Source organism: Thermicanus aegyptius DSM 12793, assembly GCF_000510645.1.
Lineage (GTDB): Bacteria > Bacillota > Bacilli > Thermicanales > Thermicanaceae > Thermicanus > Thermicanus aegyptius.
The window spans coordinates 2,359,733-2,386,345 of record NZ_KI783301.1 but is presented as its reverse complement, the minus strand read 5'-3'; the positions used below and the strand labels follow the sequence as shown (position 1 = coordinate 2,386,345).

General features: G+C 47.8%; 32 protein-coding genes and 1 riboswitch. Of the genes, 26 read left to right on the top strand and 6 right to left on the bottom strand.

The annotated features are described in order from the left end of the window. The first annotated feature begins 9 nt into the window (after positions 1 to 9). From THEAE_RS0112675 to thiI, 3 genes are all read left to right on the top strand, one after another. A complete protein-coding gene (locus tag THEAE_RS0112675) occupies positions 10 to 501 on the top strand; it encodes a hypothetical protein (RefSeq protein ID WP_052329996.1) in 492 nt (163 codons plus the stop codon). 92 nt (positions 502 to 593) lie between these two features. Then, entirely contained in the window at positions 594 to 1,745 is a 1,152-nt protein-coding gene (locus THEAE_RS0112670) for a cysteine desulfurase family protein (protein ID WP_028987735.1), read from the top strand. Then, the gene (thiI, locus tag THEAE_RS0112665; RefSeq protein WP_028987734.1) at positions 1,742 to 2,950 is read left to right on the top strand and encodes a tRNA uracil 4-sulfurtransferase ThiI; all 1,209 of its coding nucleotides are present in this window, start codon (positions 1,742 to 1,744) and stop codon (positions 2,948 to 2,950) included. Before THEAE_RS0112670 ends, thiI begins: the two co-directional genes overlap by 4 nt. A gap of 60 nt (positions 2,951 to 3,010) precedes the next feature. On the opposite strand, the gene THEAE_RS0112660 is transcribed toward thiI, so the two are convergent. Together THEAE_RS0112660 and THEAE_RS0112655 are read right to left on the bottom strand one after the other, a co-directional pair. Beyond that, entirely contained in the window at positions 3,011 to 3,454 is a 444-nt protein-coding gene (locus THEAE_RS0112660; protein ID WP_028987733.1) for a universal stress protein, read from the bottom strand. A 60-nt stretch (positions 3,455 to 3,514) separates the two neighbouring features. After that, positions 3,515 to 4,042: a gamma carbonic anhydrase gene (locus tag THEAE_RS0112655; protein ID WP_028987732.1), complete on the bottom strand. Its 528-nt coding sequence runs from the start codon at positions 4,040 to 4,042 to the stop codon at positions 3,515 to 3,517. A 65-nt stretch (positions 4,043 to 4,107) separates the two neighbouring features. Between THEAE_RS0112655 and THEAE_RS0112650 the strand changes: the two genes are divergently transcribed. The 8 genes from THEAE_RS0112650 to fabI all read left to right on the top strand — a co-directional run bounded on the left by THEAE_RS0112650 (position 4,108) and on the right by fabI (position 10,036). Next, positions 4,108 to 4,665, top strand: coding sequence for a YkoP family protein (locus THEAE_RS0112650; RefSeq protein WP_028987731.1), 558 nt, complete (start codon positions 4,108 to 4,110; stop codon positions 4,663 to 4,665). A 72-nt stretch (positions 4,666 to 4,737) separates the two neighbouring features. Further along, positions 4,738 to 5,847, top strand: a complete 1,110-nt coding sequence (locus tag THEAE_RS0112645) for a M24 family metallopeptidase (protein WP_039944458.1) — start codon at positions 4,738 to 4,740, stop codon at positions 5,845 to 5,847. Between the two features lie 77 nt (positions 5,848 to 5,924). Further along, on the top strand, positions 5,925 to 6,143 hold the full coding sequence (locus THEAE_RS0112640) for an alpha/beta-type small acid-soluble spore protein (RefSeq protein ID WP_005581932.1): 219 nt from the start codon (positions 5,925 to 5,927) through the stop codon (positions 6,141 to 6,143). 127 nt (positions 6,144 to 6,270) lie between these two features. Beyond that, the gene (locus THEAE_RS0112635; protein ID WP_005581931.1) at positions 6,271 to 6,483 is read left to right on the top strand and encodes an alpha/beta-type small acid-soluble spore protein; all 213 of its coding nucleotides are present in this window, start codon (positions 6,271 to 6,273) and stop codon (positions 6,481 to 6,483) included. Positions 6,484 to 6,588: 105 nt separating this feature from the next. After that, positions 6,589 to 6,718, top strand: a riboswitch (cyclic di-AMP (ydaO/yuaA leader). A gap of 115 nt (positions 6,719 to 6,833) precedes the next feature. Next, positions 6,834 to 7,835 carry an S-layer homology domain-containing protein gene (locus tag THEAE_RS22145; RefSeq protein ID WP_052329995.1) on the top strand — a complete coding sequence of 334 codons (1,002 nt, stop codon included), beginning with the start codon at positions 6,834 to 6,836 and terminating at the stop codon, positions 7,833 to 7,835. 268 nt (positions 7,836 to 8,103) lie between these two features. Then, positions 8,104 to 8,682 carry a DUF2953 domain-containing protein gene (locus THEAE_RS0112625; RefSeq protein WP_028987729.1) on the top strand — a complete coding sequence of 193 codons (579 nt, stop codon included), beginning with the start codon at positions 8,104 to 8,106 and terminating at the stop codon, positions 8,680 to 8,682. Further along, the gene (gene ytfJ, locus THEAE_RS0112620) at positions 8,655 to 9,125 is read left to right on the top strand and encodes a GerW family sporulation protein (RefSeq protein WP_028987728.1); all 471 of its coding nucleotides are present in this window, start codon (positions 8,655 to 8,657) and stop codon (positions 9,123 to 9,125) included. The genes THEAE_RS0112625 and ytfJ overlap by 28 nt, the downstream gene beginning before the upstream one ends. 134 nt (positions 9,126 to 9,259) lie before the next feature. Beyond that, entirely contained in the window at positions 9,260 to 10,036 is a 777-nt protein-coding gene (gene fabI / locus THEAE_RS0112615; protein WP_028987727.1) for an enoyl-ACP reductase FabI, read from the top strand. A 136-nt stretch (positions 10,037 to 10,172) separates the two neighbouring features. Here the strand turns inward: fabI and THEAE_RS0112610 are convergent, their stop codons facing one another. Further along, positions 10,173 to 10,625, bottom strand: a complete 453-nt coding sequence (locus tag THEAE_RS0112610; RefSeq protein ID WP_028987726.1) for a GNAT family N-acetyltransferase — start codon at positions 10,623 to 10,625, stop codon at positions 10,173 to 10,175. Between the two features lie 201 nt (positions 10,626 to 10,826). Between THEAE_RS0112610 and THEAE_RS0112605 the strand changes: the two genes are divergently transcribed. Continuing rightward, positions 10,827 to 11,465 (top strand): hypothetical protein, encoded by a 639-nt coding sequence (locus THEAE_RS0112605; RefSeq protein WP_028987725.1) that lies wholly within the window; start codon positions 10,827 to 10,829, stop codon positions 11,463 to 11,465. A 95-nt stretch (positions 11,466 to 11,560) separates the two neighbouring features. Next, positions 11,561 to 12,088 carry a phosphatase PAP2 family protein gene (locus THEAE_RS0112600; RefSeq protein ID WP_028987724.1) on the top strand — a complete coding sequence of 176 codons (528 nt, stop codon included), beginning with the start codon at positions 11,561 to 11,563 and terminating at the stop codon, positions 12,086 to 12,088. An 87-nt stretch (positions 12,089 to 12,175) separates the two neighbouring features. On the opposite strand, the gene THEAE_RS0112595 is transcribed toward THEAE_RS0112600, so the two are convergent. After that, the gene (locus THEAE_RS0112595) at positions 12,176 to 12,580 is read right to left on the bottom strand and encodes a DUF1885 family protein (RefSeq protein WP_028987723.1); all 405 of its coding nucleotides are present in this window, start codon (positions 12,578 to 12,580) and stop codon (positions 12,176 to 12,178) included. Positions 12,581 to 12,795: 215 nt separating this feature from the next. Here THEAE_RS0112595 and THEAE_RS20915 point away from each other — a divergent pair, with 215 nt between their 5' ends. Next, complete coding sequence (locus tag THEAE_RS20915; RefSeq protein WP_028987722.1) at positions 12,796 to 13,380, top strand: MarR family winged helix-turn-helix transcriptional regulator; 585 nt, start codon at positions 12,796 to 12,798, stop codon at positions 13,378 to 13,380. 123 nt (positions 13,381 to 13,503) lie between these two features. Here THEAE_RS20915 and THEAE_RS0112585 read toward each other — a convergent pair whose 3' ends face one another. Next, positions 13,504 to 13,734: a hypothetical protein gene (locus tag THEAE_RS0112585; protein WP_028987721.1), complete on the bottom strand. Its 231-nt coding sequence runs from the start codon at positions 13,732 to 13,734 to the stop codon at positions 13,504 to 13,506. A 114-nt stretch (positions 13,735 to 13,848) separates the two neighbouring features. Here THEAE_RS0112585 and THEAE_RS0112580 point away from each other — a divergent pair, with 114 nt between their 5' ends. The 6 genes from THEAE_RS0112580 to THEAE_RS0112550 all read left to right on the top strand — a co-directional run bounded on the left by THEAE_RS0112580 (position 13,849) and on the right by THEAE_RS0112550 (position 18,794). Next, positions 13,849 to 14,145, top strand: coding sequence for a DUF3055 domain-containing protein (locus tag THEAE_RS0112580; protein WP_028987720.1), 297 nt, complete (start codon positions 13,849 to 13,851; stop codon positions 14,143 to 14,145). A 193-nt stretch (positions 14,146 to 14,338) separates the two neighbouring features. Further along, a complete protein-coding gene (locus THEAE_RS22645; protein WP_084213544.1) occupies positions 14,339 to 14,467 on the top strand; it encodes a GapA-binding peptide SR1P in 129 nt (42 codons plus the stop codon). Between the two features lie 269 nt (positions 14,468 to 14,736). Further along, complete coding sequence (locus THEAE_RS0112565; protein ID WP_005581913.1) at positions 14,737 to 15,441, top strand: GntR family transcriptional regulator; 705 nt, start codon at positions 14,737 to 14,739, stop codon at positions 15,439 to 15,441. Positions 15,442 to 15,491: 50 nt separating this feature from the next. Further along, entirely contained in the window at positions 15,492 to 16,517 is a 1,026-nt protein-coding gene (locus THEAE_RS0112560) for an ADP-ribosylglycohydrolase family protein (RefSeq protein WP_245605556.1), read from the top strand. A gap of 5 nt (positions 16,518 to 16,522) precedes the next feature. Continuing rightward, the gene (locus tag THEAE_RS0112555) at positions 16,523 to 17,911 is read left to right on the top strand and encodes a purine-cytosine permease family protein (protein WP_028987718.1); all 1,389 of its coding nucleotides are present in this window, start codon (positions 16,523 to 16,525) and stop codon (positions 17,909 to 17,911) included. After that, positions 17,886 to 18,794, top strand: a complete 909-nt coding sequence (locus THEAE_RS0112550) for a PfkB family carbohydrate kinase (RefSeq protein WP_028987717.1) — start codon at positions 17,886 to 17,888, stop codon at positions 18,792 to 18,794. Before THEAE_RS0112555 ends, THEAE_RS0112550 begins: the two co-directional genes overlap by 26 nt. Before the next feature lie 74 nt (positions 18,795 to 18,868). Here THEAE_RS0112550 and THEAE_RS0112545 read toward each other — a convergent pair whose 3' ends face one another. Beyond that, positions 18,869 to 20,347: an aminotransferase class I/II-fold pyridoxal phosphate-dependent enzyme gene (locus THEAE_RS0112545; RefSeq protein ID WP_005581906.1), complete on the bottom strand. Its 1,479-nt coding sequence runs from the start codon at positions 20,345 to 20,347 to the stop codon at positions 18,869 to 18,871. 200 nt (positions 20,348 to 20,547) lie between these two features. Between THEAE_RS0112545 and THEAE_RS0112540 the strand changes: the two genes are divergently transcribed. From THEAE_RS0112540 to THEAE_RS0112515, 6 genes are all read left to right on the top strand, one after another. Beyond that, positions 20,548 to 21,510, top strand: coding sequence for an NAD(P)H-dependent flavin oxidoreductase (locus THEAE_RS0112540; protein WP_005581903.1), 963 nt, complete (start codon positions 20,548 to 20,550; stop codon positions 21,508 to 21,510). A 62-nt stretch (positions 21,511 to 21,572) separates the two neighbouring features. Further along, positions 21,573 to 23,318, top strand: a complete 1,746-nt coding sequence (locus THEAE_RS0112535) for a 2-oxoacid:acceptor oxidoreductase subunit alpha (RefSeq protein WP_052330251.1) — start codon at positions 21,573 to 21,575, stop codon at positions 23,316 to 23,318. Continuing rightward, positions 23,311 to 24,189 (top strand): 2-oxoacid:ferredoxin oxidoreductase subunit beta, encoded by an 879-nt coding sequence (locus THEAE_RS0112530; RefSeq protein ID WP_028987715.1) that lies wholly within the window; start codon positions 23,311 to 23,313, stop codon positions 24,187 to 24,189. The genes THEAE_RS0112535 and THEAE_RS0112530 overlap by 8 nt, the downstream gene beginning before the upstream one ends. 151 nt (positions 24,190 to 24,340) lie before the next feature. Then, the gene (locus THEAE_RS0112525) at positions 24,341 to 24,760 is read left to right on the top strand and encodes a CBS domain-containing protein (RefSeq protein WP_005581901.1); all 420 of its coding nucleotides are present in this window, start codon (positions 24,341 to 24,343) and stop codon (positions 24,758 to 24,760) included. A gap of 230 nt (positions 24,761 to 24,990) precedes the next feature. Next, on the top strand, positions 24,991 to 25,584 hold the full coding sequence (locus THEAE_RS22140; RefSeq protein ID WP_005581900.1) for a hypothetical protein: 594 nt from the start codon (positions 24,991 to 24,993) through the stop codon (positions 25,582 to 25,584). A 106-nt stretch (positions 25,585 to 25,690) separates the two neighbouring features. Beyond that, complete coding sequence (locus tag THEAE_RS0112515; RefSeq protein ID WP_028987714.1) at positions 25,691 to 26,605, top strand: NAD(P)-dependent oxidoreductase; 915 nt, start codon at positions 25,691 to 25,693, stop codon at positions 26,603 to 26,605. Positions 26,606 to 26,613 lie beyond the last annotated feature (8 nt).

Genomic DNA, 26,613 nt, shown 5'->3' with positions numbered 1-26,613 from the left:
GGGATCAGGTTGGAGGAAGAGAGGAAAAAGACGGAGGCTCTTCATGGAGCAGATGATGCAGGGGTAGATCGCGACGAAGAGGATGTGCCTGCGCCTTCCTATACGGTGACCAACCCCAACCCTGCTTTTACCCCCAATCCGGTCAATGTGAGGGCTTCCCGGGAGGAAAGGGATGAGCGGGAAAGAGAGTTTGGGACAAACGATGCGGAGGTAGGCGCGGAGCTTGCTCCTCCCGGTTCAACGGAGCGTCTCGCTCCTTCAAGGCCGGTTGGGATCGAGCGAGATGAGGAAGAAGAAAGGGGAGGAGTCGGATTAGGGATTACGGCTTTGGTTCTTTCCCTTCTCTCTCTCCTTTTCTGGCCCGTTGTTCTCGGAGCGGCGGGAATCATCACCGGTTTTTTTGCCTACAGGCGGGGAAGTGTAGGCCTGGGAATGTGGGCTATGGGAATTGGCGCCCTCTCCATCATCATCGCCCTTTTTATTGTTCCGTTCTTCACCTAGATACCCCCTGTACGGGAATCTTTCGCATGGAAGGCCCGTACAGGGTTTTTTTATAGGCGGTCTCTGTGGTATGATGGGAGCGGTGATTCGATATGGAGATTTACTTGGATAATAGCGCTACGACACGTCCTTACCCTGAGGTGATTGAAACCTATGCCAGGGCGATGGAGGAGTTTTATGCCAATTCGGAATCCCTCCATCCCCTCGGAATACGAGCGGGGAAGATGCTGGAGAAGGCGAGGGAGACGGCTTCAAGCCTTCTTTCTGTCCTTCCCGAAGAGATCGTCTTTACCTCCGGGGGTACGGAGAGCAATAATTTAGCCATCTATGGCTCCGCCCATGCAAACAGGGAGCGAGGGAGACACGTGGTAACCACCTCGATTGAGCATCCATCTGTTCTCCGGGTCTTTAAGCAGCTTGAGAAGGAGGGCTTTCAGGTTACTTATTTACCCGTCTCGGAAAAAGGGGAAGTCTCCCTGGAAGATGTAAAAAGATCCCTCACCGATGGAACCATCTTACTCAGCATGATGTATGTCAATAATGAGGTGGGGAGCATCCAACCTGTTGCGAAAATCGGAGAGCTTCTTAAACCATATCCGAAAGTCCTCTTTCATGTGGATGCGGTCCAAGCCTTTGGAAAGCTCCCGTTAGACATCAAGGGATGGGGAATTGATCTCCTTTCACTATCCGGTCATAAATTTCACGGCCCCAAGGGGACAGGCCTTTTGTATAAAAATAAAAAGGTTCGTCTTTCTCCCGTTCTTTTAGGGGGCGGCCAAGAGATGGGGCTTCGCCCCGGAACGGTAAATGTGCCCGGCATCATCGCATTGGTAAAAGCCATGCGGTTAAGTTTAGAAAAGAAGGCCGGTTTTGTTCAAAAGGCGGAGGAATGGAAGAAACGTTTGTGTGAGGCCCTTTTAACCATTCCCGGGCTTATGATCAATAGTCCTGCGAACGGAGCCCCCCATATTTTAAACTTCAGTCTCCCGCCGTTGAAGGGGGAGACCCTCCTCCATGCTTTAGAAGAGGAAGGAATGTATGTCTCTACACGGTCTGCCTGTTCCAGCAGGCAGGAAGAGATGAGCCATGTGCTGAAGGCGATGGGATTGACGAAGGAGAGGGGGTTGGCCAGCATCCGCCTCAGCCTTTCTTTGATGAATCGAGATGAAGAGATCGAGAAGGCGATAGAGATCTTAAAGAGGAAACTTCCTTTTATGGTGAAGATGCTGGGAGGGAAGAGATGAAGATCGATACGATCCTGATTCGCTTGGGGGAGTTGGCGTTAAAGGGGAAAAACAGGCGGCTTTTTGAAGAACAATTGCGGCGGAACATTCGCAAGTCTTTGCATGATTTACCCGATGTCTCCTTAAAGAGCACCTTTGGCCGCCTCTATGTGGAATTACATGGAACTCCTGTCGAAGAAGTGACCTCCCGTTTAAAAAAGGTGTTTGGGATCATCTCCTTTAGCCCAAGCATACGGGTGGAAAATGAATTAAGCCAAATAAAAGAAGCGGCCCTTTCCATCTTGGAGAGGACCCCCCAGGCAAAAAGCTTTAAGGTATCGGCTCGGAGAACCGACCGAAGTTTTCCCTTGAACTCGATGGAAATCCCCCAACATGTTGGAGGATATCTTTTGGCCCATACGAGTGAAAAATGGGTAGATGTTCACCATCCTGATTTGGAAATTAAGATTGAAGTAAGGAAAGAGGGAACTTATGTATTGGGAGAGGTGATTCCCGGCGCGGGGGGGTACCCCGTTGGAATCAACGGAAAGGTTTTGCTCCTTTTATCCGGCGGGATCGATAGTCCGGTGGCAGGATGGTATATGCTAAAAAGAGGTGTAACGGTGGAGGCGATCCATTTTCATAGCTTCCCTTTCACCAGTGAGCAAGCGAAGGAGAAGGTGATTTCCCTGGTGCGCATCCTTTCCGTATGGGGAGGGAAAATGCGCCTTCATATCGTCCCGTTTACGGAGATACAAACCGAGATTCGCCGCACCTGCCCTGATGACCTCTTGATTACCATCATGCGGCGCTATATGATGCGAATTGCTGAACGGGTGGCGGACGAAATGGGGGCGAAGGCATTGGCCACAGGGGAGAGCCTGGGTCAGGTGGCCAGCCAGACTCTGGACAGCCTGTACACGATTAATCAAGTCGCCCATCTGCCCATCCTGCGTCCACTGATCGCGATGGATAAAACGGAGATCATCGACCAGGCTAGGCGGATAGGCACCTATGAAACCTCCATTCTCCCTTATGAAGATTGTTGCACCATCTTTACCCCAAAAAGCCCCAGGACGAAGCCGAAAGCGAAAGTGGTGGAGCGTGTGGAGGAAAAATCCGGGATGGACATGGAGCGTCTGATCCGGGACGCCATTCGTGGAATGGAGACCTTAGAAATTGATGTGGAGAAAAAGGAGGATGAGAAATCGGCCGAGTGGTTCTAGCAAGGATTTAAAAACGGGTTCCTCAACACGGGAACCCGTCCTAAATTCCGGGATTTACCATTATTTTACGATTAACACAGACGTCTCGGCCATCTGAGTGACCCGATGGCTTACACTCCCCAGGAAGAATTCCCGGAAGGGAGAAAGGCCCCGATTCCCCATCACGATGAGATCTACCTTTTTCTCATTGGCATATTCGATGATGGAAGAGGCAGGATCCCCTTCGATTAGGGCTGAATGTCCATGCAGCCCTTCCTTGCTTGCGATATCAATCGCCTCCTGTAATATTTCTTCCCCATGTTTCCGTGCCGCCTCTTGAAAATTGGTTTGGGAGATGGCTACGGCCAATTCCCCGTATACATTGGCTGGGACCGGTTCATATTTCACGATATGGACGAGATAAAGTTCTGTGCCGGGTTCCTCTTTAACCAAGCCTAAGGCAACATCAAGCGCTTTCTTTGAAGGACCGGAACCATCATAGGCGACCAAAATCTTCTTAAACAATTCCCTCACCCTCCCCATTTTCAAAATCCTTTTTACACTCTCATTATACCAGATTTATCTTCATTCCTGAATTTTTTTCTCCAACTCTTTATAAATTTGTCCTTTTTCTGTATAAGAAGAAACAATCCTCCTCCATTCCAGGTCTTCTTTTTCCGTAAGTTCCCGAATCACTTTGGCGGGGGAACCGACACATAGTGTATGGGGAGGAATTTTCTTCCCCGGGGGGACGAGGGCACCGGCCGCCACCATCGCACGCTCTCCGATCTCCGCACCGTCCAAAACGATGGCTCCCATACCAATCAGGGCGCCCCGACGAATAATGGCGCTATGCAAGATGGCATTATGGCCGATGATCGCTTCATCTTCGATGATCAGGGGGAGATGGGGGCTCTGGTGCAACGTGGAATTATCCTGGATGCTTACCTTCTTGCCGATGCGTGTGGGAGCAATATCCCCACGAATCACCGCATTATACCAAATATTCGTATATTCCCCAATCTCTACATCTCCGCTCACGACCGCCCCTTTGGCGATAAAGGCTGTCGGATGAATCAATGGATTCTTTTCTGCAAAAGGTAAGATCAGCATAGGGATATCACCTCTCCAGGGTTCATTCTCCGTCTTAAACTTGGTTTAGGCTAGGGGGCAAAGCGATGAATTCCTATTTATTGCGCGTTTGGGGATTATGGGACCGGATTTATTACTATTCAAGCCGACTTCAGTATGTGGAAAAAGGGGAAAATCTTTTCCGCGTCGTCTTAATGCCTTACTGGGATCGAACCCCCCTGTACACCCGAGGTGGAACGATGATCAGAAAAGGAGATTTGGTGGTAAAGCTTCATATCCATAACTATAAATTGGCCAGAATCTTATTTGAACGAAAAGGGGCGCATGCTTTAGGACTTATTCTTTTAAGGGAGATTCGCCGATCGTTGCCGGGGCTCGTCCGCTTTATTGATCACCACCCCAATCGCGAGCAAATCAAAGGGATTGTGGGAACCACGTTTCTTTACCGGGGGGCGGAGAATTTGGGATTTACCGTCTACTCTCCCCCTCTAACGCTCAAAGTGAGGATAAAAAATTGGTATCTCCGGTGGATGATGCGCATGGTCCACCCCCAAGGGAAAGATCGGCTGGATCGACAAGCGGAACCCCTCATGGTCCGACGTGTCTTCATGTCAAAAGCGGAACTGTACCGATACTATGCTTAACGGAATCATGGAGGGAATCCGGGGGGCCACGGCGAATTTATCTATGAAAATGATGCCATGGGAGGAGAAAAAATGCAAGGAATATTTGAAAAAAGGCGGGAGCAGGTAAGAAAGAGGATGGAAGAGGAGGGGATGGAGGGCGCTTTGGTCCTTCACCCCACAAACATTTATTATTTAACCGGTTACTTGGCCGATCCCCACGAGCGGTTTATGGGTCTTTTTCTTTTCCGATCGTCTGAGGAGGTATTTTTGGTTCCTCAGTTGGAACGGGAAAGGGCAAACGCCTATCTAAAAGAAGTGGTAAGTTATACCGATGATGAAGGTCCTTTGCCTCTGATTCGAAAGATCATGACCGATCTAACGGAAGGTGTATTCGGGGTGGAAAAAGAGGTGATTACCCTGGAGCGGGTGGAATGGCTTAAGGAGATCAGCCCATCCCTCATTTTCCGCTCTCTTCATCCTTTTCTGGCAAAGCTGAGGGGGGTAAAAAGCCGGGAAGAACAGGATCTTCTCCGCCGAGCGGGCAAAATGCTGGATGAAATTTTGATGGAAGGGATACGCTCATTAAAAAAGGGGATGACGGAGAGACAAATGGTTACCCTATTGGAGGGACTGGCTAAGGAGCGAGGAGTTCAGAGAATGTCCTTTGATACGATGGTATTAAGCGGGCCGAAGTCAGCCCTTCCCCATGGGATCCCGGAGGATCGTCCGATTCTTGAGGGCGAGTATCTTCTCTTCGATTTGGGAATTCCCTATCAAGGGTATCATTCCGACATAACCCGCACCTTTTTTTTAGGCAAGCCTACAAAAAGACATGAAATGGTCTATAAAACGGTCCTTAAAGCTCAGCAAAGCGCCATCTCCATGGTTAAACCCGGTATCCTGTATCGATCTTTGGATGAAGAGGCCCGTCGCGTGATTGAGGCGGAGGGTTACGGTTCTTACTTTATCCATCGCTTGGGTCATGGACTGGGGCTAGACGTGCATGAATTCCCTTCGGTCCATGGTCATAATGGGGAGATTGTGGAAGTGGGGAATGTTTTTACGGTAGAACCGGGCATTTACATTCCGGACTTTGGAGGAGTCCGCATTGAGGATGATGTGATCGTAACTGCACAGGGGGCCGAAACGTTTACCGGAGCCCCCAAGGAATGGGAGGAGATGATTCTTTCATTTTCCTAAAGCTCCAATCTTTCCATAGTATCAACCTGTAAATAGAGGGCATCCTATGAATACACCAAGTAGAGGAGGTGATAACGATGGCTCAAGAGAATCGTTCCAATAATACGAATCAATTGTTGGTTTCACAAGCGGCACAGGCTTTGGACCAAATGAAGTACGAAATCGCCTCAGAATTTGGGGTTCAGTTAGGAGCCGATACCACTTCCCGGGCCAATGGTTCCGTCGGGGGAGAGATCACCAAGCGTTTGGTCAGCTATGCCCAACAACACATGGCAGGGTCCGTCATCACCCAGTAACGAACCCTCAGGCAGTTCGTCCGATCTTATGAGTTCCTCCCCTCCTGGAGTTAGTATAAATTTCTAGCATGAAAGAAGAAAAAGAGATCATTCTAATAGTACACCATCAATAAGGAGGTGAACCATTTTGGCTGAAAACACCCGCTCCCGTAACACCAACCAGTTGCTGGTTCCTCAAGCATCTCAAGTCCTCGATCAGATGAAATATGAGATTGCTTCCGAATTTGGGGTTCAGCTAGGCGCCGATACCACTTCCCGGGCAAACGGTTCTGTCGGGGGAGAGATCACGAAACGTCTTGTAAGCTACGCCCAACAACAGATGGCTGGGAAAAGCTTCTAATTTCATACCTTGCTTCCAAAATGGCGGTTTGTGAACCGCCATTTTCCCATTTACATAGGTCGAGAAATCGGCTATAATAAATGAAAATCGAAGAAAGGTTTCTTTCGTGTCAGATCGCTGAATCCCAATACGTTGGGAGCGGGGGATCCAATTTCGGGGTGAATCTCATTTAGAGAAGGGCCACTCTTACGTCCTAACCCGTCAGCTAACCTCGTAAGCGTCCTGGAGAGGATACGATTGTCGTGGTAGGTAAAATGATGCGCTTGTTTGTTTTTTGATAAGAAGCCACGGGAAGAGTTTCTTCTCTTTCTGTAGGCTTCTTTTATTTTCATCCAATAGGGGGATTGAGAATGAAAAAGAGATGGATGATGATCACAGCGCTCCTCTTTATCCTATTGTCCTTCAATCCGGTTTTTGCCGCAGACGGCGAAGAAATACAAACCACAGCCGTCATTTTTGAGGATCTTCAGCAGCACTGGGCAAAAGAGGCGGCGGAAGCCCTCTACAATATGGGAGCCCTCCCCTTCAAAGACGAAACCGTTTTTTCGCCTGAAAAAGCAATTACCCGGGCTGAGTATATTTACATATTGCTTACGGTGAAGGGGATTACCCCAACTGGTGCCCGTCAACTTTCTTACAAAGATCTGCCTTCCGATGCCTGGTATCGCCCTTATGTTGAGACCGCCTACCAAATGGGGTGGATCGATGGAAAAGGAGAATATTTCTATCCCGATTCTCCCCTCTCCCGGGAGAACATGATCGATCTTCTGCTTAGAAGCCTGGGAGAGGGCGTGGTTGCCCAGAAGTTTTCCAACCTAAAAGTTTTAGATAAATTTTCCGATGAAAAAACGGTGGATCCGCCTTTCCGTTCCCTCCTCGCCTATGCGGTTGCCAAAGGGTACATCAGCGGTTCCAGGGACTTGAAGCTGGATCCCCGGAAGGATGCCACGAGGGCAGAGGCCGTACAACTGATTTATAAAACCTTGTATCAACGCCTATCCCTCCCGGAGATTAAGAAGGAAGAGGTTAGCGATATCCCCGTTCTCTATTTCCAGAAGGTGAAGGTTAAGGCGACCGCCTACTCCAACAAAGAGAAGGAAATTTCGAACCGCACGGCTTTAGGCTGGGATGTGCGGCAGGGAATCGTCTCCGTCGATCCTACCGTGATCCCGTATGGAACACAGCTTTATATTCCCGGCTATGGTTTTGCCGTCGCGGCAGATCGGGGCGACGAGATCAGGGAACTTAAGGTGGACCTCTATATGAATTCCTTGGAGGAAGCGCTAAAGTTCGGAGTTAAAAAGGAGTTGACGGTTTATATTCTCGATCCGGTTACGGTGAAGGTGAAATAAGTTTGTCCTTTGTAATGATTGCACTTTAAAAAAAATACCTAATGGCGTATAATGTCATTTGAAACCACCATTTTCAAGTTTCTCCCTTTCGCTTAGCCTGCTACAAGAAATTGTAGCAGGTTCTTTTTTGGATGGGATGGAATATTGTGGGTAATCTAAGGAAGAGGGAGCTTTAACCTGGAGGTGAACAGGGATCGGAACTATACTGGTTCTTTTTATCATCATCGGGATAGGAATATTTTTTTGGTTATCGCCGGTACATATTCATATGTCATTACAAAAGAACGGGGAGAACGATTCTTTAAACATCTTTGTTCGCCTTCTTTTCCTCATCCCAATCCGGAAAGAAATTCCCCTCTTAAAACTCGGGGGAAAGGGGATCACCCTACGGCATGAAACAGATTCCCCCTTTGCGGAAGGAAACCGGAAGACGGACCGTATCTCTTATCAGGAGATCCAAAAAATACGTAGGGGAATGAAGGAATGGATCGATCGAATCCGGGATTTTTATTGTATCATTCAGGGTTTTTTGGCCAAAATAAAAGTGAAGCGCTTTTCATGGCACACCGAGTTGGGAACGGAAGATGCGGCTTTAACGGCCATCTTGGTGGGTCTCCTCTGGAATCTTAAGGGCGTTACCCTCATGGGCTTAGGGCATTTTATGATCCTTACTGAGTCACCGGAGATCCGGGTGATCCCCCATTACGCAGGAGAAAGATTTCGTACCTATCTCGATCTCACCTTACGTTTTTCATTAGGTCAGGCGATCAAAACGGCAATCCTTCTGATCTGGAATTTAAGAAAGGGACGTGAAAAATCATGGAAGAGCATCCTATTCAGGGCTTGATGAGCACCGCGATGGAGAACATAAAAAACATGGTCGATGTTTCTACGATCATTGGTGACCCTGTGGAAACCCCTGGAGGCGAAGTGATCCTCCCCATATCGAAGGTTGGATTCGGCTTTGTGGCAGGAGGTACGGAATTTGAATGGAACCCTGATGGCGGGAAAAATCGAGAAGGTGGAAGAGGCGGGGAAGATTCGGGAAAAGGTTTGCCTTTCGGGGGCGGAAGCGGTGGGGGGATCTCTATCACACCCATCGGATTTCTCGTCGTAGGGACGGCCGGTGTAAAGTTAGTTCCCCTGGAATCCTCTACGCATCTTTTTGATCGTCTCCTTGATCTCGCCCCCCAAGTTGTGGATAAATTGCAGGAGATGGTGAAGCAATTTGGGAATAAAGAGGGGAATCAAGGAACGGACAGAGCAGATAAAGAAGAGCCCCCCATTTAACCACCTGGAAACAGGTGTTTTTTCTTGGCTACAATACCGATGCGACCCCCGACTCCCCATGGAAAAGGAGTACCACATATGATATACTCTCTTTGATTATGAAGGGGTATTTCTTTTGAAAAGGGAGGATGAAGATGAGTAAATCGTTAGAGGGGAAAACATATGTAGTCATGGGAGTGGCCAATAAAAGGAGCATTGCCTGGGGGATTGCCCAAGCGTTGGATCGGGAAGGGGCTCGCCTCGTCTTTACATACCAAGGCGATCGAGTGAAGGAGAACGTAGAAGAGCTGGTCGCCACGTTGGAACAGAAAGGTTCCCTCCTTTATCCATGTGATGTCACGAAAGATGAGGAGATTGAGGCTTTGTATCGATCATTGTCCGAAGATATCGGCACACTTCATGGGATCGCCCATTGTATCGCCTTCGCTAAAAAGGAAGAGCTGGAAGGAGAGTTTATCAACACCTCCAGGGAAGGATTTCATATCGCTCACGATGTGAGCGTCTATTCTCTGATCGCGGTGGCTCGCACGCTAAAACCCCTTATGAAGGAAGGAGGAAGCATTGTTACCCTTACCTATTTGGGGGGTGAGCGCGTGGTTCAGAATTATAATATCATGGGCGTGGCCAAGGCTTCTCTGGATGCTTCCGTTCGATACCTCGCCAATGACTTAGGAAAGGCGGGCATCCGTGTAAATGCCATTTCTGCGGGACCGATTCGCACGGTTTCGGCGAAAGGGGTAAGCGGATTTAACGATATTCTCCATACGATCGAAGAGAAGGCCCCCCTGCGAAGGAATGTGACCCAGGAAGAGATCGGTGATGTGGCTTACTTCCTTTTAAGCGACTTCTCCAGGGCCGTTACAGGGGAAATCATTCATGTCGATAGTGGGTATCACATTCTTGGCTATTAAGGGGAACATTCAAATCAAAGATTTCATGTTCATAAGAAAATTTCCTGTCCGCCGCACGTCAAACAAAGACGACGGCGGTTTTTAAGGAGGTAGGCTTTTTCTTAAGGAAGCGGAATGAGATGCCGGACGTCCGAACTTAACCGATCTCTTTTTCCATGGCGATGTGCGGAATCCCCGCTTCCTCAAAAACTTCGCCTACGCTTACATAGCCCAGCTTTTCATAGAAGGAATGGGCATGAAGCTGGGCATTTAGCTTAAGCTTCATAAAACCGGTCTTTAAGGCTAACCTTTCCGCCTCCTCCATCAGCTTGGCTCCGATCTTCTTTCCACGCATTTTTTTTACTACGGCCACCCTCTCCACTTTCCCCACATTACTTGTTTCATCATAGGGGCGAAGTCGCAAACATCCGATCCCCTCTCCTCGCTCGTTCACTGCGAGGAGGAATTGGGTGAGTGGATGTCTGTCCCATGAATCAACCTCGATGGAGAGGGGAACCTGTTGTTCTTCTACGAAGACTTGATATCGTATCCCCATGACGGCATCCCAATCTGCATCGGTTACAACTTTTCGGATTTCCATATTTTCCATCCTGCCTTCTTCTCCTCCTATTTCCTCTTTCGCTCCCCCTGTTATGGGTATATTCTTTTGGGGCGGCCTTTCTCATTATCTCCCCTATTATATCCTCCGATGCGGAAGCGTGTACAGCCATCCTACCCTCAAACCACAACTTCTCTCCCAAAAATGCGTATAAACAGATGAGACCGAAAATGAAAAAGAAGGTGTCCAGACGTGTGGCGTAAGAGTTTTCTGCTCTTTCTCCTCTTTTCTTTTCTCTTTGCCGGACTGGCTCAGGCCCGGGGATTCTCCGATCCCACCTTTGATATGGATCAATTAAAGATGAATAACGAGGTGATTTACGAGTATAAGGCTCCCCTTCAATTTATCCTCACCCGTGAACTGGATCGCATCCAAGCCTTCTTTAAGAAAATGGCCGATGCCCTCCATGCCGTTCTGATATGGGATTCTTCCCACCGTACCATCTCTTTGATCAAACCGGATGTGCAGATGGTAACCGCCACGACGGTGGGAAAGAAGGAAGATCGATTCGTCATCGCCGGCCCCTTCAGCAAGGTGAAGAAGGGGGAATTCCTCGATTCCTTTTACGTCTATACGGAGGTTGAGAACCTGCCCGATGAAGACGTGGAATTAAGACTTGACGTCGATACGCCGGGCAGTGCGGGCAAGGATGAGTTTAAGGTAACCCCCGGTGTGGTGAAGAACAGCGGGGAGGATGCCTGGATTAGCTTCCAAGTAAGCAACGCTCGTTTTAATCAAGCCGGCTCCTATAAATTTCGCCTGCAGATGAAAATTCCATCGTTGGGAGAGACGTTTTACACGATTGCAGAGAAGAAAATAGAGTCTCGTTAATGTTTCTTTACAATTTTTTTATCTCTTCTTTATTTCTTTCTCCTGGAACTAAAGTATAATAGTACTGTTATAGGGTGAAAGGGGAAGGGAAAAAGATGAATCGCTTGTTTGTCTGGATTTTAGATAAGGATGAGACCCTTTTTTGCTTCTTCAACCAGCGGATGCAAAAGGAATGGCTGGACCGTTGGCTCCCTCGGATTACCCATCTGGGAGGAACCGGTTTTACCGTCTTGTTGGTTCTTCTTATGATCCTCCCCTTTCATGGCTGGATCCGCACGATGGGCTATGAAGCTCTTTTTTCCTTGGTGGGAAGCCATTTATTGGCCCAGGGGATTAAGTCTCTTTTTTCAAGGCAGCGTCCTTATATGGCATTAGAGAATGCCCGTTTTACTTTAAAGCCGATGAAGGATTATTCCTTCCCCTCGGGCCATACGACAGCCATTTTCTCGGTGATGGTCGTTCTGGCTTTATATCTCCCGCTCTTCTCTCCTTTTTTTCTCGCCATCGCGTTGCTGGTTGGCTTTTCCCGGGTTTATCTCGGGTTTCATTATCCCAGTGATGTGATCGTAGGAGCAACGATAGGAACGTTAAGTGCTTATTTAAGCCATCTCTATTTTGTTTGAAGAACTTTTGTTTTATCATCATCTAAAGGAAAAAGGCCGGTTTGATGAACCGGCCTTTTCAACACCATTCCGGCATGAAAGGGATTTTCACAGAAAAGACTGAATCCGACCATTAAATAGTGTAAGCTCTGCTTTAAAATGTTTAGCCAGATAGCGGGATAACTCGTTTGCTTTGCCTTTGTCTCCGTGGGTGGAAGGATCGGGAAGCGTAATCTGGATCACATCCTTGCCATCCTCCGTCTCTCCTAACCCGACCAGAATGACTCGATATAAATTGGGATTCTTCCCTTTTAGGTAAAACCAATGTTTCTCCCCTTCCCCCTTCATTTCCAGCGTGTAAGGGAAGGCAGCCTTCTCATAGCCCCAATCCAATTGTTCCCCCGTTTTTGTTGTCATTTCAATATAATGCTCGATGGCTCCTTTTAATTCCTCCAGGGTAAGACGTTCTTTCTTTGAAAGTTCAAGGATCTTAATATAAGCGCTCTGTGGCATTTTTTATCACTCCCATCTGATTCAAATCGCTCGCTTTCTTTCATCATACCAGAACGGGAAGATGAAGAACAAGAAAGAAGAGGCAGGATCTCAGAAAAAATAATTCGTAATAATTAAAATAGTATTGGCAAGCGTTTCACTTTATTATAAAATATATTTTAAATAAAGATTTAGAAATAAAAAATTCTACGGAAAAAAGAAGGGGATTGGGGATTATGGAGCGAAATCATGGGTTGGATTTGCAATTGGTTTTAAACGCATTTCGGGCGATTTCGGCGGCGAATAAACAAGACCTTGAAAGTGCTGCCACCCGCCTTGGCCTGGATTCTTCTATTCAGCTAAACATTCTCTTCATCCTTTACTGTAATGGGGGGGTTCGCATCACCACCATAGCAGAGTGGACCTTCTGGCATACTTCATCGATTGTGATTCATGTTAGGAAATTGATGGAAAAGGGATTGGTTACCATTGAGAAGAGTGAACAGGATGGTCGGGTCGTCAATGTGTTTATCACCGACGAAGGACGGGAATTGGTCCTCCAATATTATCAACAAAATCTTCATTCCTTCCAATTGGCTAAAGCCCTTAAGTCGATGGAGAACCGGTACAGTCATGCCGTCCTTGCCCTCTTTAAGGAGCTCCTCGATTTCATTGCCGTTGAAGTTCAAGGGGAGGAGAAACTCTCCTGGCTTAAACGGAGTGACAATCCCTTTCTTTCCCTCGAAGAGTGGTCGAGGGAAGAAGATAAAAGGACCGAAAGAAAGGGAGAACCCCAAGAAGGGGTAGGAACGGCACCATGAAAGGCTAAAAAACGAACAAAAATTGACTTTTCAGACAACATCTTGACTTCCCATGAATGAATTGCTATAATAGTAAACAATAGAAAAGGGTTCTCCTCCTCGGAGAGCCCTCACTGCCGAGAATTATTTGGATTTTCCCTCTTCGCCGTACGTATCTAAGGTTGCGTCGTGCATAGGGTGCATAAAGGGGTAGCCTAATGGGAGCTGAGAGCGGTATTCCAGATTTTCCTCGGCATCATTGTAGGGTAGGAGATCATCGGTGATCGAATCTCCTGCCATCTCCTCCGGAGGAATCTTTTCGCCCCAATTGACCAAGAACTTGTTAGCCTCACTTTCCTTACCCTTTTTCTTCAACAGAGAATCACCTCCTCCTATTACTTTACCGCAAAAGGTGTTTCCCCATACCCCTATGCATGGATGTAAAGCAGGCTTATGGCCATCATCTGAATGAAAAGGAGGCGTTTCACGGTGCACGCATTTGAAGGTTTGTACGATCATTCTGAGCTGACGCAGATCCGGTTTGTCGGTTTTCATTCAGAACACGCCCGATATGACTTCGGCATCCTTTATACCAACCGCTTTTTCGGGAAGCCGATTGTGATCGACATGCTGACGGGAAAGGCAGTCTTGGTCAGTCCCTTTGAACTGAGCAATAAGGAATGGCTCAAAAAGACCTTCCAGATTCACCATGAAGATGATGTGGAGCGGATGGTTCATTTCTTTGAGGAGTATATTCCTTCTCTCCCGTATGAGCCTCAGTATTAAGGATCACTTAAAGAGAACCGTTTTCCCTTCCATATTCCTAAATCCCTTCCTGGTGGAAGGGATTTTTTTGGCTTTTATGTGACGAATAAATCAAGGGGTTGACATAAATAGAATAACTTAATAAACTAAATATGACGCAACAATTAATGATATTTCATAATATATAATCAAAAAAGAGGGGGAGTGAATCTTTATGGGCATTATAGTATGTCAGAAATGCAACCAAGTGTTAGATTATGTGCGGGATGAAAAAGTAACGATTTTGTATGCGGTTTCAGAAGATCATCGCTGTGATCAAGAACGGGAGAACGACGAGGATTAAGGAAAAGGAAAGAACTGATCCTGAAAAGCGCAAACGTCCATGGCCTCTGAGTCGCAACCCGGTTGTGCGGGACGTTCACATCAAAAAGGCTTCCCATGCGGGAAAGCCTTTTTTATAGTGTGCCCGGCATGGGCGCTGTCTATAGGGTTTATTTTACTCTAACAGCCGTTTTATTACTTGACATTTTTTTGATCAGGTTATATCTTAGATATGAGAGCGTTGACACACCAACTTGTCTATTCGAGTATACAAGTTAAAGGAGGCAACAAATGACTCTAAATCGGGAAAATTTTATGCCAATCTATTTACAGATCGCAGATGATTTAAAAAAACAGATCTTAGCGGGGAAATACGTGGAAGGGGATTTGTTACCTTCGGAAAGTGAGTTGACCAAAAAATACGGGGTGACAAGAACGACGATTCAACGAGCGTTGAACATTCTGGTGAACGATGGCATTATTGAACGGGTTCATGGAAAAGGCACGTTTGTCAAATTACGTTCCGTGCGCAAGAATATATGGAATTTCAGCGGTTTTTCCGATTATGCGAAACAGGTAAATGAAACACCTGTTACAAAAGTGATTACACACGAAACTTTTTTTAAACAAAATGAAAGGTATTTGAAACTTGTGCGTTTACGCGGATTTAAAAGGAAGGATAACGTTCAATGGATCACGTTAGATACTTCAGTTTTGTCGTTGAAAGCCTTTCCCGGCCTCGATAGAATTGATTTTTCTACAAGGTCGCTTTACGAAACATTGAAAACGGAATATGATACCAAACCGGACAATGCCCAGCTAAGTGTAAAAGCAATTTTAGCAACGGATGAATTGATGGATTATTTTGGTTTATCATCTCCGCAACCTTTACTGAATGTGCTAGGTGAAGTTTTTGATACTAAAGGCAACGTCATGGAACAGGTTGATGTTGTTTATAGCCAGGATGCCAATTTCAACTTTGTTATTAACATGTAGTTATTAACATGTAATCTCGGGTTTCGAAGATTGGATCATGGAGGGATAGCATGAGCGATCACGCGATGAACAATAGGAAAGATAAAATTTTGGGTACACTTTACGGGATGGCCATTGGCGATGCGATGGGGATGCCATCGGAATTATGGAGCAGAAAAAAAGTAAAGGCATATTTCGGTAAGATCGATACTTTTTTGGATGGCCCCGAATCCAATGAAGTGGCTCGAAATTTTACCAAAGGCCAGTACACCGATGATACAACACAAGCGCTATTAATATTGGATGCTTTAATCGAAAATCAATTTCGTCCTGATGACCGAATAATTGCGAATAAATTAATTGCTTGGGCCGATAAAACGAATGCATTTGAAAATGATATATTGGGACCGAGTTCGAAAGCTGCTTTACTCGCGGTAAAAAAAGGTGAAGATGCAAGCGATGTCACTGCTCGAGCGGTAACCAATGGAGCAGCGATGCGAATTGCGCCAATCGGCTGTCTATTCACCCCTGAAGATGAAAAAGATCTCGTAGATTATGTGTGGAAAGTAAGCAAGGTCACACATACGTCTGATGTTGCGATTGCGGGAGCCTCGATGATTGCCATAGCAGTGAGTGCTGCCTGTGAAGGAAGAAATTGGGATGAGATCATCGATTATACAATGAATGTATATGATACGGCCATTTTGTATGGTGCCGAAACATTCAGCCCTTCTTTAAAGGCTCGTTTGAAACTCGGACTTACGTACGTGGAGGAGTTTGCTCATGATGAAGAAGCTTTTACGAAACAGATTTACGATGTGATCGGTACTGGTGTTGCAACGAGTGAATCTGTCCCTGCCGCACTGAGCATTGCCTATTATGCAAAAACAGTGGAGCGCTGTGCGTTACTATGCGCCAATATTGGCGGAGACACCGATACGATTGGTGCGATGGCAACAGCGATATGCGGGGCGAAGCAAGGTGCAACAAATATCGATCCAGCATGGATTCGCCAAATTGATCAAAGCAATTCGGTAAACATGGGGAAATATGCCGATCAAATTGTCACTTATCAAAATACATTAAAATGGAGGTAGCGAACATGCGAAAAATTGAAGAGCAAATCACTGTGCCACGGGAAGAACGGGTTGGTAAACCGAAAGATTTATTCTTTATTTGGTTTGCTGCCAATATTGGTATCCTCGGTGTCGTTTACGGGGCAATGATTGTCGGTTTTCAGTTAAGCTTTATCCAGTCGACACTTGCTGCATTGGTGGCTGCATTTTCCTTTGTGTTGGTTGGCTATATCAGTATTGCCGGGAAGAAAAATGGGATTACCACATTTATGCTGTCAAGGGCCGCTTTCGGGACGAAAGGGAATTGGATTCCCAATTTTCTTGGTTGGCTCAACCTCGTCGGCTGGCTTTCGGTTAACGTTGTGACCGGTACATTGATTCTTCTTTCGCTTGCCAATGTGTTGCAAATCGGAAGTAGTAATACAACGACAGTTATCAGCTTAGTCATCTTCACAGCCCTCATCTTATTATCCGGCTTACTCGATCAAAACAAATTGGCTAAATTGCAAACGTTTTTCACATTCGTTTTTGGAGGACTGACCCTGGTCATATTGCTCATTTTACTACCGGAGACCAATTGGCAACAGCTGATCGATATGCCTAATGGCAGCTGGTTGAGCGGTTTCCTTCCGGCAGTTTCGATCATTATGGCTGGAACCGGGATCAGCTGGGCGATAGCTGGTGCCGATTACAGTGCCTATCAGAATCCAAGTAATAAAAATTCTGCCGTTTTTATGAGTGTTGTCTTCGGTGCCGTTATTCCACTATTTGTTATTATGTTTGTCGGTATTTTATTAAGCACGTCATTACCTGATATTGCAACATCCGCCAATCCGATTGATGTCATCGGTGCTGCTCTTCCATCTTGGATTACCGTTATATATTTTATCACCGCAGTTGGTGGACTGGTACCCCAATGCATTATTAGTCTGAAATCGGCACGGGTTAACTTGGAAACATTGAATATTAACGTTTCCGACCGGACTTCTTTAGCGATTCACGGAGTGATCATGTTATTAATACCGATCTATGTACTTTTTATATCACGAGATTTCTTGTATAATTTTCAATTATTCCTTGGACTGCTTGGAATCGGAATCGCTGCCTGGGCTGCCGTCTTCGTTGCCGACTACTATTTTAATCGGAAAAATGGGTATGCACTTGAATTGCTTGATTCTTCCGGAAAAAACAAGATGAATAAAAATGGGGTCATCAGTTGGGCAATCGGGACAGTCATCGGTTTTCTATTTACGAATACCGACTTTTTCAGTGGCCCGTTTGCGGTTGGCATTTTCAGAGATAATAGTTTGGGCTTATTGCTTGCCTTTATTTTCAGCTGGATCAGTTTTGCCGTACTTCGATTCTTCCTCAAAGAGGAGGGAAGTAAAGATGAAATCAGTGCCAATGTCAGATAAACGGATTCTCGTAATTGGTGCTGCAGTAATCGATATTGTCGTTCACGTAGATAAATTGCCGAAAACGGGTGAAGATATTTATGGTCGGCTTGAACAGATGATTGTCGGGGGCTGTGCCTATAATGTACAGCAGGTCATTCAACATTTCGGCCTGCAGCATACCATGTTTGTCCCAATTGGAGTAGGCCCATATTCGGATATCATTCGTGATGAATTGAGGAAAAGGAATATCCCTATTGTCGTAGAGGACGATACAGAGGATAATGGCTGGAATATTTCCTTTGTCGAAAAGGGCGGGGAACGAACGTTTTTATCGATTCCAGGAATTGAGACGAATTGGAAAAAGGATTGGTTTGAAAAGATCGATGTAAGAGACTATGATTTTATTTATCTTTCAGGTTATGAACTGGAAGCAGCAGGGGAAGTATTGATCGAGCAAGTGATACGGAAAAAGTCTCCTGATGCAAAAGTGGTTTTTGATCCGGGTCCAAGGGTCTCCTTCATAAAAGAAACTATCTTGAATGATTTGCTCCAATCTGGAACGATCGTTCATTGCAATCAAGATGAGCTCGAGGTATTGATTCCCAATAAGCCTCTGGAAGAAGCTATGAAAACCCTTCAGAAAATCACCGGGGAGGTAGTAGTCGTCACGTTGGGTGAAAAAGGTTGTTATTACCTGGAGGATGGAAATTTGGGTGTTGTTCCAGCCAAGCGTGTGGATGTTGTCGACACCATTGGTGCCGGTGATTCTCATACGGGTGCTTTCATTAGTGGAATCGCAAGTGGACTTGGGGTGGAAGCCGCATGTGAACTGGCCAATGAGGTTTCGGCCACCGTCGTCCAAAAGACCGGCGGCACGTTTGATGGGTTTGTCAATTTATGAATAAGAATCGCACGGAAACGGCGGGGCCCCCCCGCCTCTTACTCGATTATAAAATGGCTAGGGAAGAACCAATCCTACTTTACGGCGGTAAACTCCCGGATCACTTTCACGTATTTCAGGGTGGGATCTTCAGGGCCCTGCACGGGAAGTCCCGATTCGATATTCTCATCGATGTAGCGGATATTCTCTTCCGTGATAATCTCCCCGGGCATGAGGATGGGGATTCCCGGCGGGTAAACCATGATAAACTCCGCCATAATCTTCCCTGCGGCCTGGTGCAGGGGGACTCTCTCTGTCTCTGCGTAGAAGGCTTCTCTGGGGCTTAGGGCGAGAACGGGAATCTTTGGAAGATGAATTTCGATATGCGCCCTTTTTCCTTCGGTATAGAAGGTCTTGGATAGATCGTGCAAAGCTCTAACGAGGATCTCGGCATCTTCTTCCCGATCTCCCGGGGTAAAGATGCAGAGGATATTATACAGGTCGCTCAATTCCACTTCGATGGAATAATGTTCCCTGAGCCACTTTTCCACCTGGTATCCGCTCAGTCCTAATTCGCTCACGTGAATTGTCAGCTTTGTGGGGTCTAGAGCAAAGGTGGCCTCTTCACCCAATATTTCATCCCCCATGCAGTAAAGACCTGGAATCTTATTGATCGCTTTACGGGTTTTCTCCGCCAAGGCGATGGTTCGATCCAGCAATTCTTTGCCGTGGAGGGCGAGCTGTCTTCGGGCTGTGTCTAAGGAAGCGAGGAGAAGGTACGAGGTGGAGGTGGTGGTGAGCATACTTAAGATCGGTTGAACCTGCTCCCCCTTCACAATCCCCTCTTTCACATTAAGGATGGAGCTTTGGGTCAGGGATCCCCCCAGTTTATGGACGCTGGTGGCGGACATGTCCGCTCCTGCCTGCATCGCGGAGTCGGGAAGATCCGGATGAAAGTGAATATGGACGCCATGGGCTTCGTCGACGAGGACGGGAATCCCATGTTGATGGGCCAATTGCACAATTTCCCTCAGGTTGGCCGCGATTCCGAAATAGGTGGGATTAATCATGAGAATCGCCTTGGCATCAGGATGTTGGGCTAATGCCTTTTTTACTGCAGAGGTGGTAATTCCATGGGCGATACCTAAGGTTTGATCCATCACGGGGTGAATGAAAATGGGGATCGCACCGGCAAAGATGATGGCAGAAAGGACCGACTTATGGACATTTCGGGGTACGATGATCTTTTCCCCCGGTTTTACGACGGATAAAACCATGGCCATGATGGCTCCACTCGTCCCTTGAACGGAGAAGAAGGTATGATCGGCGCCAAAAGCCTCTGCCGCCAATTTCTGAGCTTCCATGATGATGCCATGGGGTGCATGCAAGTCGTCAAGGGGGCTGATATTGATGAGATCTATGCTTAGGGCATTTTCACCGATAAATTGGCGGAACTCTTCATCCATTCCTTTCCCCTTCTTATGGCCGGGGATATGAAACTGGATGGGATTTCGATTACGGTGATTGATGAGTCCTGTAAAGAGCGGGGTCTCCTGCTGGCGAGAGAGATCCATTTTTGCTCCCCCCTGTCTCTAAAAAATTAAAACATCAAAAAGTATATCAAAAACAGCGAAAAAAGCAATAAACCAAGATGAACTTTTGAGAGAATGAGGGGAGAAGAATATTTTTAGGAGGAAAAAAGAGAAAGAGAGCGAATGAGGATATAGCCCTGTTTTAAATCTTACTTTCCGACGAAATGGAGGATTTAGGAAAAATGGATACGAGGTTAACCCGATTGTTGGGGATTCGACTCCCCATCATTCAGGGGGGATTAGCTTATTTAGCTTATGCCGATTTGGCGGCGGCCGTCTCCAATGCGGGGGGATTGGGCCAAATTACGGCCATGACCCTCCCTTCCCCGGAGGCTCTGCGGCAGGAAATCCGCAAGGTAAGGGAACTCACAAAGCATCCGTTTTCGGTGAACTTTGCAATCGGACAGCACGGGCGTCCCTTTGAAGAGATGTTAAGTGTGGTGGTCGAAGAAGGGGTCGGGATCGTTTCGGTGACGGGGGGAAATCCAAAACCTTTTTTTGACTTTCTATCGGGCACCTCGATCAAGAAGTTGGTTCTCGTGGCCGGGGTGAGACAGGCCCGGAAGGCGGAGGAATTGGGGGCGGATGCGGTTATGGTCGTGGGGCAAGAGGGGGGAGGCCATCTGGGCAGAGATGACCTGGGAACAGTGGTTCTGATCCCCCGGGTGGTTGAGGCGGTTAAGATTCCTGTAGTTGCCAGCGGCGGGTTTTATAACGGACGAGGGCTCGTGGCCGCGCTCGCCTTGGGAGCGGAAGGAATTGAGATGGGAACCCGTTTTATTGCGACGCAGGAGTGTGTCCATGCCCATCCGGTCTATAAAGAGGCGATTTTAAAGGCGAAGGAGACCGATACGGTGGTGATTAAAAGAAGTCTGGGGACGCCGGCCAGGGCGCTCAAGAATCCCGTAACGGAGAAAATTCTTGAATTGGAAGGAAAAGGTGTAGGGTATGAGGGATTAAAAGATTGGATTAGCGGAGAGACGAATCGAAAATTGATTCATCAAGGAAAATGGGAGGAGGGATTCGGCTGGGCCGGCCAGGTGGCCGGTTTAATCGAAGACATTCCCACCGTGGCAGAGCTCTTTGAACGCATGGAGAAAGAGGCGGAGGAGGTATTTGCCCGCCTTAAACAAATGGTAAGATAGCTCATGAATATTCCCGCCTTGGTTATGCTATATAGGGAGATTAGCATAGCGAGGTGGATCATGTGGAGAGAACTTGGAAAGTAGGCGGTGAACAAGGAGAAGGGATCGATTCCACAGGGGAAATTTTGGCAAAAGTATTAAACCGAACCGGCCATTACATTTTTGCGTACCGAAGTTTTATGTCCCTCATCAAGGGAGGTCATACCTACTACAAGATTCGGATCCGTGACCGCCCCGTTCATTACCACGGGGATCAATTAGATATCCTGCTTGCCTTTGATCAACTTACGATTGAAATGAATTGGTCCGAGCTTCATGATGGAAGCCTGATCATTTACGACGACAGCAAAAAGGGAATTACCCCGAAAGAGGATAAGAGGCTCGCCTTGGCTCCCATCCCTCTCACCCATATGGCGAAAGAACTGGGGAATGAAATTGTAAAAAATATGGTTGCTTGCGGTGCCTCCGCGGCGGCCATGGATCTTTCCCTCACCACCTTTGAACCGGTGATTGAAGAATTGTTCGCCAAAAAGGGGGAGAAGGTGGTGGAATTAAACCGGCAAGCGTTGAGAAAGGGATTTGAGTATTATCGGGAAAATTTTAGGGAACGCTTTCCTCTTCCTCCTCGAGGGAATAAGAAATTAGCCCTCGTCTCCGGGAATGAAATGACGGGACTTGGTGCCCTTCTCGGCGGTTGCAGGTTCCTGGCGGCGTACCCCATCACCCCTGCGACGGAGATCATGTATTGGATGCTTCGATTCCTGCCCAATTACGGCGGAAGGGTGGTACAGGCGGAGGATGAGATTGCCGCCTGCATCATGGCCATCGGCGCCAATTATGCCGGGGTGCGGGCGGCCACCTCCACCTCCGGTCCCGGCTTTTCCCTCATGCAGGAAGCGATCGGTCTGGCGGGGATGACAGAAACCCCCTTGGTGATTATCGATGTACAGCGGGGAGGGCCGGGTACGGGGCTGCCGACGAAGACGGAGCAATCGGACTTAAATGAGATGCTTTATGGCTCCCACGGGGAGATTCCCCGGATTGTCCTCATCCCGTCGACGATTGAGGAGAGCCTCCATTTTACCTTTCACGCCTTTGAACTGGCGGAGAAGTACCAGTGCCCGGTCATCGTGGGGACTGATCTCTATCTGGGGATGTCCAAGAAATCCTCCGATTCCCTGGACCTATCCAACTATCAGGTGAAACGGCATTCCATGGTAACACAGGAGGAATTGGACCGATTGGAAAAAGGGGAGTATAAAAGATATAACCTGGGCGTGGAAAACGGAATTTCCCCCCGGTCGATCCCAGGACAGAGAAACGGTCGTTACGTCGCCTTAAGCAACGAGCATGATGAGGGAGACGTGGAAATTGAAGACCCCGATCTCCGCAGGAGGATGTTTGACAAGAGGTTGAGGAAGCTTGCGGGATTTGATTTCGGGCCTGAATCCATCGAATGGATCGGAGAGAGGGAAGGAGATCTTCTCCTGGTTTGTTTCGGCTCTCCCAGGGTTCAACTGGAAGAGGCCCTTGATCGGCTCCTACGGGAAGGGAGAAAAGCGGGACTTTTGATCCTCAAAGTCGTGAAGCCCTTTCCGGCTGTACGGGTAAAACCCTATCTGGAAAGAGCAAAGGAGGTTCTCGTCGTCGAAAACAACGGGACAGGGCAGTTGGCCCAATTGCTGCGGCAGGAAGTGGGACACCATGATAAGATCAAGAGCCTTCTCCGTTATGACGGGGTTCCCTTTACCGTCCAACAGATTGTGGACGCCGTTCAGGGGGAGAAGGAGGCGCTTTACCATGGCTGACCGTAACGCTTCGATGCAGATGTTTCGGGTCGATGCCCGTCCCACCTGGTGCCCCGGCTGTGGGGATTACACCGTCCTCGCTTCTCTTCAAAAAGCGGTGGCCAATCTGGGACTCCAACCGGAGGAGGTCGTCCTTTCTACAGGAATCGGTTGTTCGGGGAAGCTCTCCCAGCATTTTGGCTCTTATGGATTCCATGGGCTTCACGGCCGGTCCCTTCCGATCGCCCAAGGAGTCCAACTGGCTAACCCCCGCTTAACCGTCATCGCCGCGGGAGGCGACGGGGATGGTTACGGCATCGGTTTGGGACATTTCCTTCATGCCCTGCGCCGAAATGTGAACATCACCTATATCGTCATGGATAATAACATTTACGGCCTTACGACAGGGCAGACCTCCCCGACCAGCGCCAAAGGGTTTAAGTCAAAGACGAGTCCCCACGGCGCCGCGGAGAATCCCATTCGCCCCCTCTATCTCGCCTTGTCCCAAGGGGCAAGTTTCGTAGCCCAGGCTTTTTCCGGTGACGTAAAGGAGATGACGGAGATCTTTGAGGCGGCCATTCGGCATAAAGGGTTTTCCCTCGTCAACAGCTTTTCGCCCTGCGTCACCTTTAATAAGGTCAACACCTATGACTGGTTCAAAGACCATTTGGTAAAACTATCCGAACGGCCCGATTATCGTCCTGAGAGCCATCTTGAAGCCCTCTCCTATATCGATCAATTTGGCGGATTGGTCACAGGGATCATCTTTCAACAAGAAGGAAGGCGTGCTTACCATGAAGAAAATTTGGGCGGAGAAGAGATCATGCCTTTCGACTCCCCCGTGAAAATGTCGAATGAAGAGAGGGAAAAAATTCTCTCGTATTATTACTGAGAAATATGGAAATATGGCAGTTTAACATCGTTCCTTCCCCCCCTATGGGGTTTTTTTGTTGGAGAAAGAACCCTTTAGTCGTTTATAGAAACTTTATTATGGACTGATTCGTATAGTATAATGGTAGCAGCAGGATGAGAGGAGGAGACCAGTGAATATTGCTTTTTTTCTTCTCCCGAAGGACGAAGTGATTTACCTCTCCCCCCGATCTACCATGCGGCAGGCGCTGGAGCGAATGGAAAGGCATCGTTACTCCGCCATCCCTTTGGTAGATCAGAACGGCAAGTATGCGGGGACCATCACCGAGGGAGATCTCTTATGGAAGATGAAGAACACGCCTGGACTTACGTTTGCCAATGCCCATACGGTTCGCTTGGACCAGATTGAACAGCATGTGAAGAACCAGCCGGTTCACATCCACGCCGATATGGAGGATTTGATTAACTTAGCCATGGAACAGAACTTCGTTCCCGTCATTGATGATAAAGAGGTCTTTATCGGTATTGTCCGAAGAAAAGAGATTATTGAATATTGTGCCGCAGTGATTCGCCGGGAGGAATTAAGGGCTTAATAGACGAAAGGAAGGGGGGGCAAGAAAAGAAGGGGGGTAAAGCTACGCAGATGTAAGGGCTTACATTTTCTCGTCCTCCCCCTTTAACCACTCTTTTCTAGTTGCATTTCTTCAGAAAGGAGAGTAAACTGGTATTACTAAAATTAATGGAATTTACTGAATAACTCGTGCCGGGTTTCTACCATAAATCGGAGGGATGGGGGAAGATTATTTAAAAGGAGGAGAACGGGATGCTAACCTATGTCTTGGAAGCAAGTGGTGTGGAACTGCAGTTTTCGAGAGAACATTGGCTTGAAATGTTGCAAACCCTTGAGTCGCACGCCATCTCGTTTTCTGTGGAGGAGGTGGATTCCGAGGTAACGCTTACGATCGCCGGATTGGTAGAAGGCGCTCTTCATTTCCGCTATAAGGCCGGAAGATATAAGCTGATGGATAAAGTGATCCAATTTGCCGACCCTGTCGTAGCCGATCTCTTTCAAGAGTTAATCATGCGGTGTAAAGGCCATGCGACCATAAAAATTATTCGCTCCGATGTGCTTTATATCCATCAGATCCAATATGGGGAGGTGGTTCGCATCACCGAGGTAAATGGTCCCAATAAGAAGGTGCTCATGAATAAAGAGACCACCATCACCATGGAGCAGGTGATGGAGTCTTTCAAACGAAGGGATATTGAGGAGAAGATCCCCCTTCTCCGGGAAGAGATTGATTCTTCTTTGGACCGGTTGGCAAAAGCTTTGGCGGACGGAAACCTCAGGGAGATCGAGAAAGAGAAGGAAAAGCTTACTCTCCTGCGGAGGGAGATGCTCCTCACGGAGATGTAACCAAATTCGAATCGAAACCATCCGAGGGATGGTTTTTTCTTTTCATCTCATTTTGGGAAAGGTATCATGAATTAGGAAATGAGATTTGGTGAAGGAGTGATGTTGCGTGAAAGTGGGTTATATCGGATTAGGGACAATGGGGCTTCCCATGGCGAGGCGTCTTATCGAGGCAGGCCATGAGGTATGGGTGGTGAGCCGGAGCCGTGGCCCCATCGAGAAGGCCATTTCCTGGGGGGCGAAGGAGGCGGAGAGCCCCTATGATCTAGCCGGAAACGTGGAGTTCCTCTTCTCGGCTTTGCCGATGCCGGATACGGTGGAGGAGGTTTTTCTTGGGGAGAATGGGGTGATTGCAGGCGGTAAGGAAGGACTCATCATCGCCGATCACAGCACGGTGAGTCCCGCATTAAACCGTAAAATCTACGAGAAAGGGAAAGAGAAAGGGATTTCTTACTTGGATGCGCCGGTGAGCGGCGGTCCCATGGGGGCGGAAGCCGGCACCCTTACGATCATGTGTGGAGGAGAGGAGGAAGCTTTTCGGAAGGTGAAGCCCCTCCTGGAAGCGATGGGGAAACTGATCGTCCGGGTGGGGGAAATCGGCAGCGGCAGCGTGGTTAAGCTGATCAACAATCTCTTGGTGGGGATTCATACGGTTGCCCTAAGCGAGGCCTTTGTCATGGGGGCGAAGGCGGGAATCGATCCGGAGGTGATGCGTCGAATCATCAAGGCGAGCACGGGTCACAGTTACATGATCGACAGGACCCTTGATCTGATCCAGGATCGGGATTTTACGCAGCGCTTTAGCATCCGCCTTTTACATAAGGATATAAAAATCGCCCTTCGCCTAGCCGAGGAGTTGGGCATCCCTCTCCGAGTCGGAAAGGTGTCCGGGGAATATATCGGAAAGGCCGAAGAGGCGGGATACGGGCCCCTGGATATGGCTGCTCTCATCCGTCCCTTGGAAGAGGAGGCCGGCATCGAGGTGAGAAGGCGGGAAAAGAAAGACCCTTCCTCCGTGGAATAAAAGGAAGG

What these genes read in the sequence shown, in the direction of transcription:
- THEAE_RS0112670 (WP_028987735.1), top strand. Translation starts at nt 594, where the DNA reads ATGGAGATTTACTTGGATAATAGCGCTACGACACGTCCTTACCCTGAG.
- thiI (WP_028987734.1), top strand. Translation starts at nt 1,742, where the DNA reads ATGAAGATCGATACGATCCTGATTCGCTTGGGGGAGTTGGCGTTAAAG.
- THEAE_RS0112655 (WP_028987732.1), bottom strand. Translation starts at nt 4,042, where the DNA reads ATGCTGATCTTACCTTTTGCAGAAAAGAATCCATTGATTCATCCGACA.
- THEAE_RS0112650 (WP_028987731.1), top strand. Translation starts at nt 4,108, where the DNA reads ATGAATTCCTATTTATTGCGCGTTTGGGGATTATGGGACCGGATTTAT.
- THEAE_RS0112645 (WP_039944458.1), top strand. Translation starts at nt 4,738, where the DNA reads ATGCAAGGAATATTTGAAAAAAGGCGGGAGCAGGTAAGAAAGAGGATG.
- THEAE_RS0112640 (WP_005581932.1), top strand. Translation starts at nt 5,925, where the DNA reads ATGGCTCAAGAGAATCGTTCCAATAATACGAATCAATTGTTGGTTTCA.
- THEAE_RS22145 (WP_052329995.1), top strand. Translation starts at nt 6,834, where the DNA reads ATGAAAAAGAGATGGATGATGATCACAGCGCTCCTCTTTATCCTATTG.
- THEAE_RS0112625 (WP_028987729.1), top strand. Translation starts at nt 8,104, where the DNA reads ATGTCATTACAAAAGAACGGGGAGAACGATTCTTTAAACATCTTTGTT.
- ytfJ (WP_028987728.1), top strand. Translation starts at nt 8,655, where the DNA reads ATGGAAGAGCATCCTATTCAGGGCTTGATGAGCACCGCGATGGAGAAC.
- fabI (WP_028987727.1), top strand. Translation starts at nt 9,260, where the DNA reads ATGAGTAAATCGTTAGAGGGGAAAACATATGTAGTCATGGGAGTGGCC.
- THEAE_RS0112610 (WP_028987726.1), bottom strand. Translation starts at nt 10,625, where the DNA reads ATGGAAAATATGGAAATCCGAAAAGTTGTAACCGATGCAGATTGGGAT.
- THEAE_RS0112600 (WP_028987724.1), top strand. Translation starts at nt 11,561, where the DNA reads ATGAATCGCTTGTTTGTCTGGATTTTAGATAAGGATGAGACCCTTTTT.
- THEAE_RS0112595 (WP_028987723.1), bottom strand. Translation starts at nt 12,580, where the DNA reads ATGCCACAGAGCGCTTATATTAAGATCCTTGAACTTTCAAAGAAAGAA.
- THEAE_RS20915 (WP_028987722.1), top strand. Translation starts at nt 12,796, where the DNA reads ATGGAGCGAAATCATGGGTTGGATTTGCAATTGGTTTTAAACGCATTT.
- THEAE_RS22645 (WP_084213544.1), top strand. Translation starts at nt 14,339, where the DNA reads ATGGGCATTATAGTATGTCAGAAATGCAACCAAGTGTTAGATTATGTG.
- THEAE_RS0112565 (WP_005581913.1), top strand. Translation starts at nt 14,737, where the DNA reads ATGACTCTAAATCGGGAAAATTTTATGCCAATCTATTTACAGATCGCA.
- THEAE_RS0112560 (WP_245605556.1), top strand. Translation starts at nt 15,492, where the DNA reads ATGAGCGATCACGCGATGAACAATAGGAAAGATAAAATTTTGGGTACA.
- THEAE_RS0112555 (WP_028987718.1), top strand. Translation starts at nt 16,523, where the DNA reads ATGCGAAAAATTGAAGAGCAAATCACTGTGCCACGGGAAGAACGGGTT.
- THEAE_RS0112550 (WP_028987717.1), top strand. Translation starts at nt 17,886, where the DNA reads ATGAAATCAGTGCCAATGTCAGATAAACGGATTCTCGTAATTGGTGCT.
- THEAE_RS0112545 (WP_005581906.1), bottom strand. Translation starts at nt 20,347, where the DNA reads ATGGATCTCTCTCGCCAGCAGGAGACCCCGCTCTTTACAGGACTCATC.
- THEAE_RS0112540 (WP_005581903.1), top strand. Translation starts at nt 20,548, where the DNA reads ATGGATACGAGGTTAACCCGATTGTTGGGGATTCGACTCCCCATCATT.
- THEAE_RS0112530 (WP_028987715.1), top strand. Translation starts at nt 23,311, where the DNA reads ATGGCTGACCGTAACGCTTCGATGCAGATGTTTCGGGTCGATGCCCGT.
- THEAE_RS22140 (WP_005581900.1), top strand. Translation starts at nt 24,991, where the DNA reads ATGCTAACCTATGTCTTGGAAGCAAGTGGTGTGGAACTGCAGTTTTCG.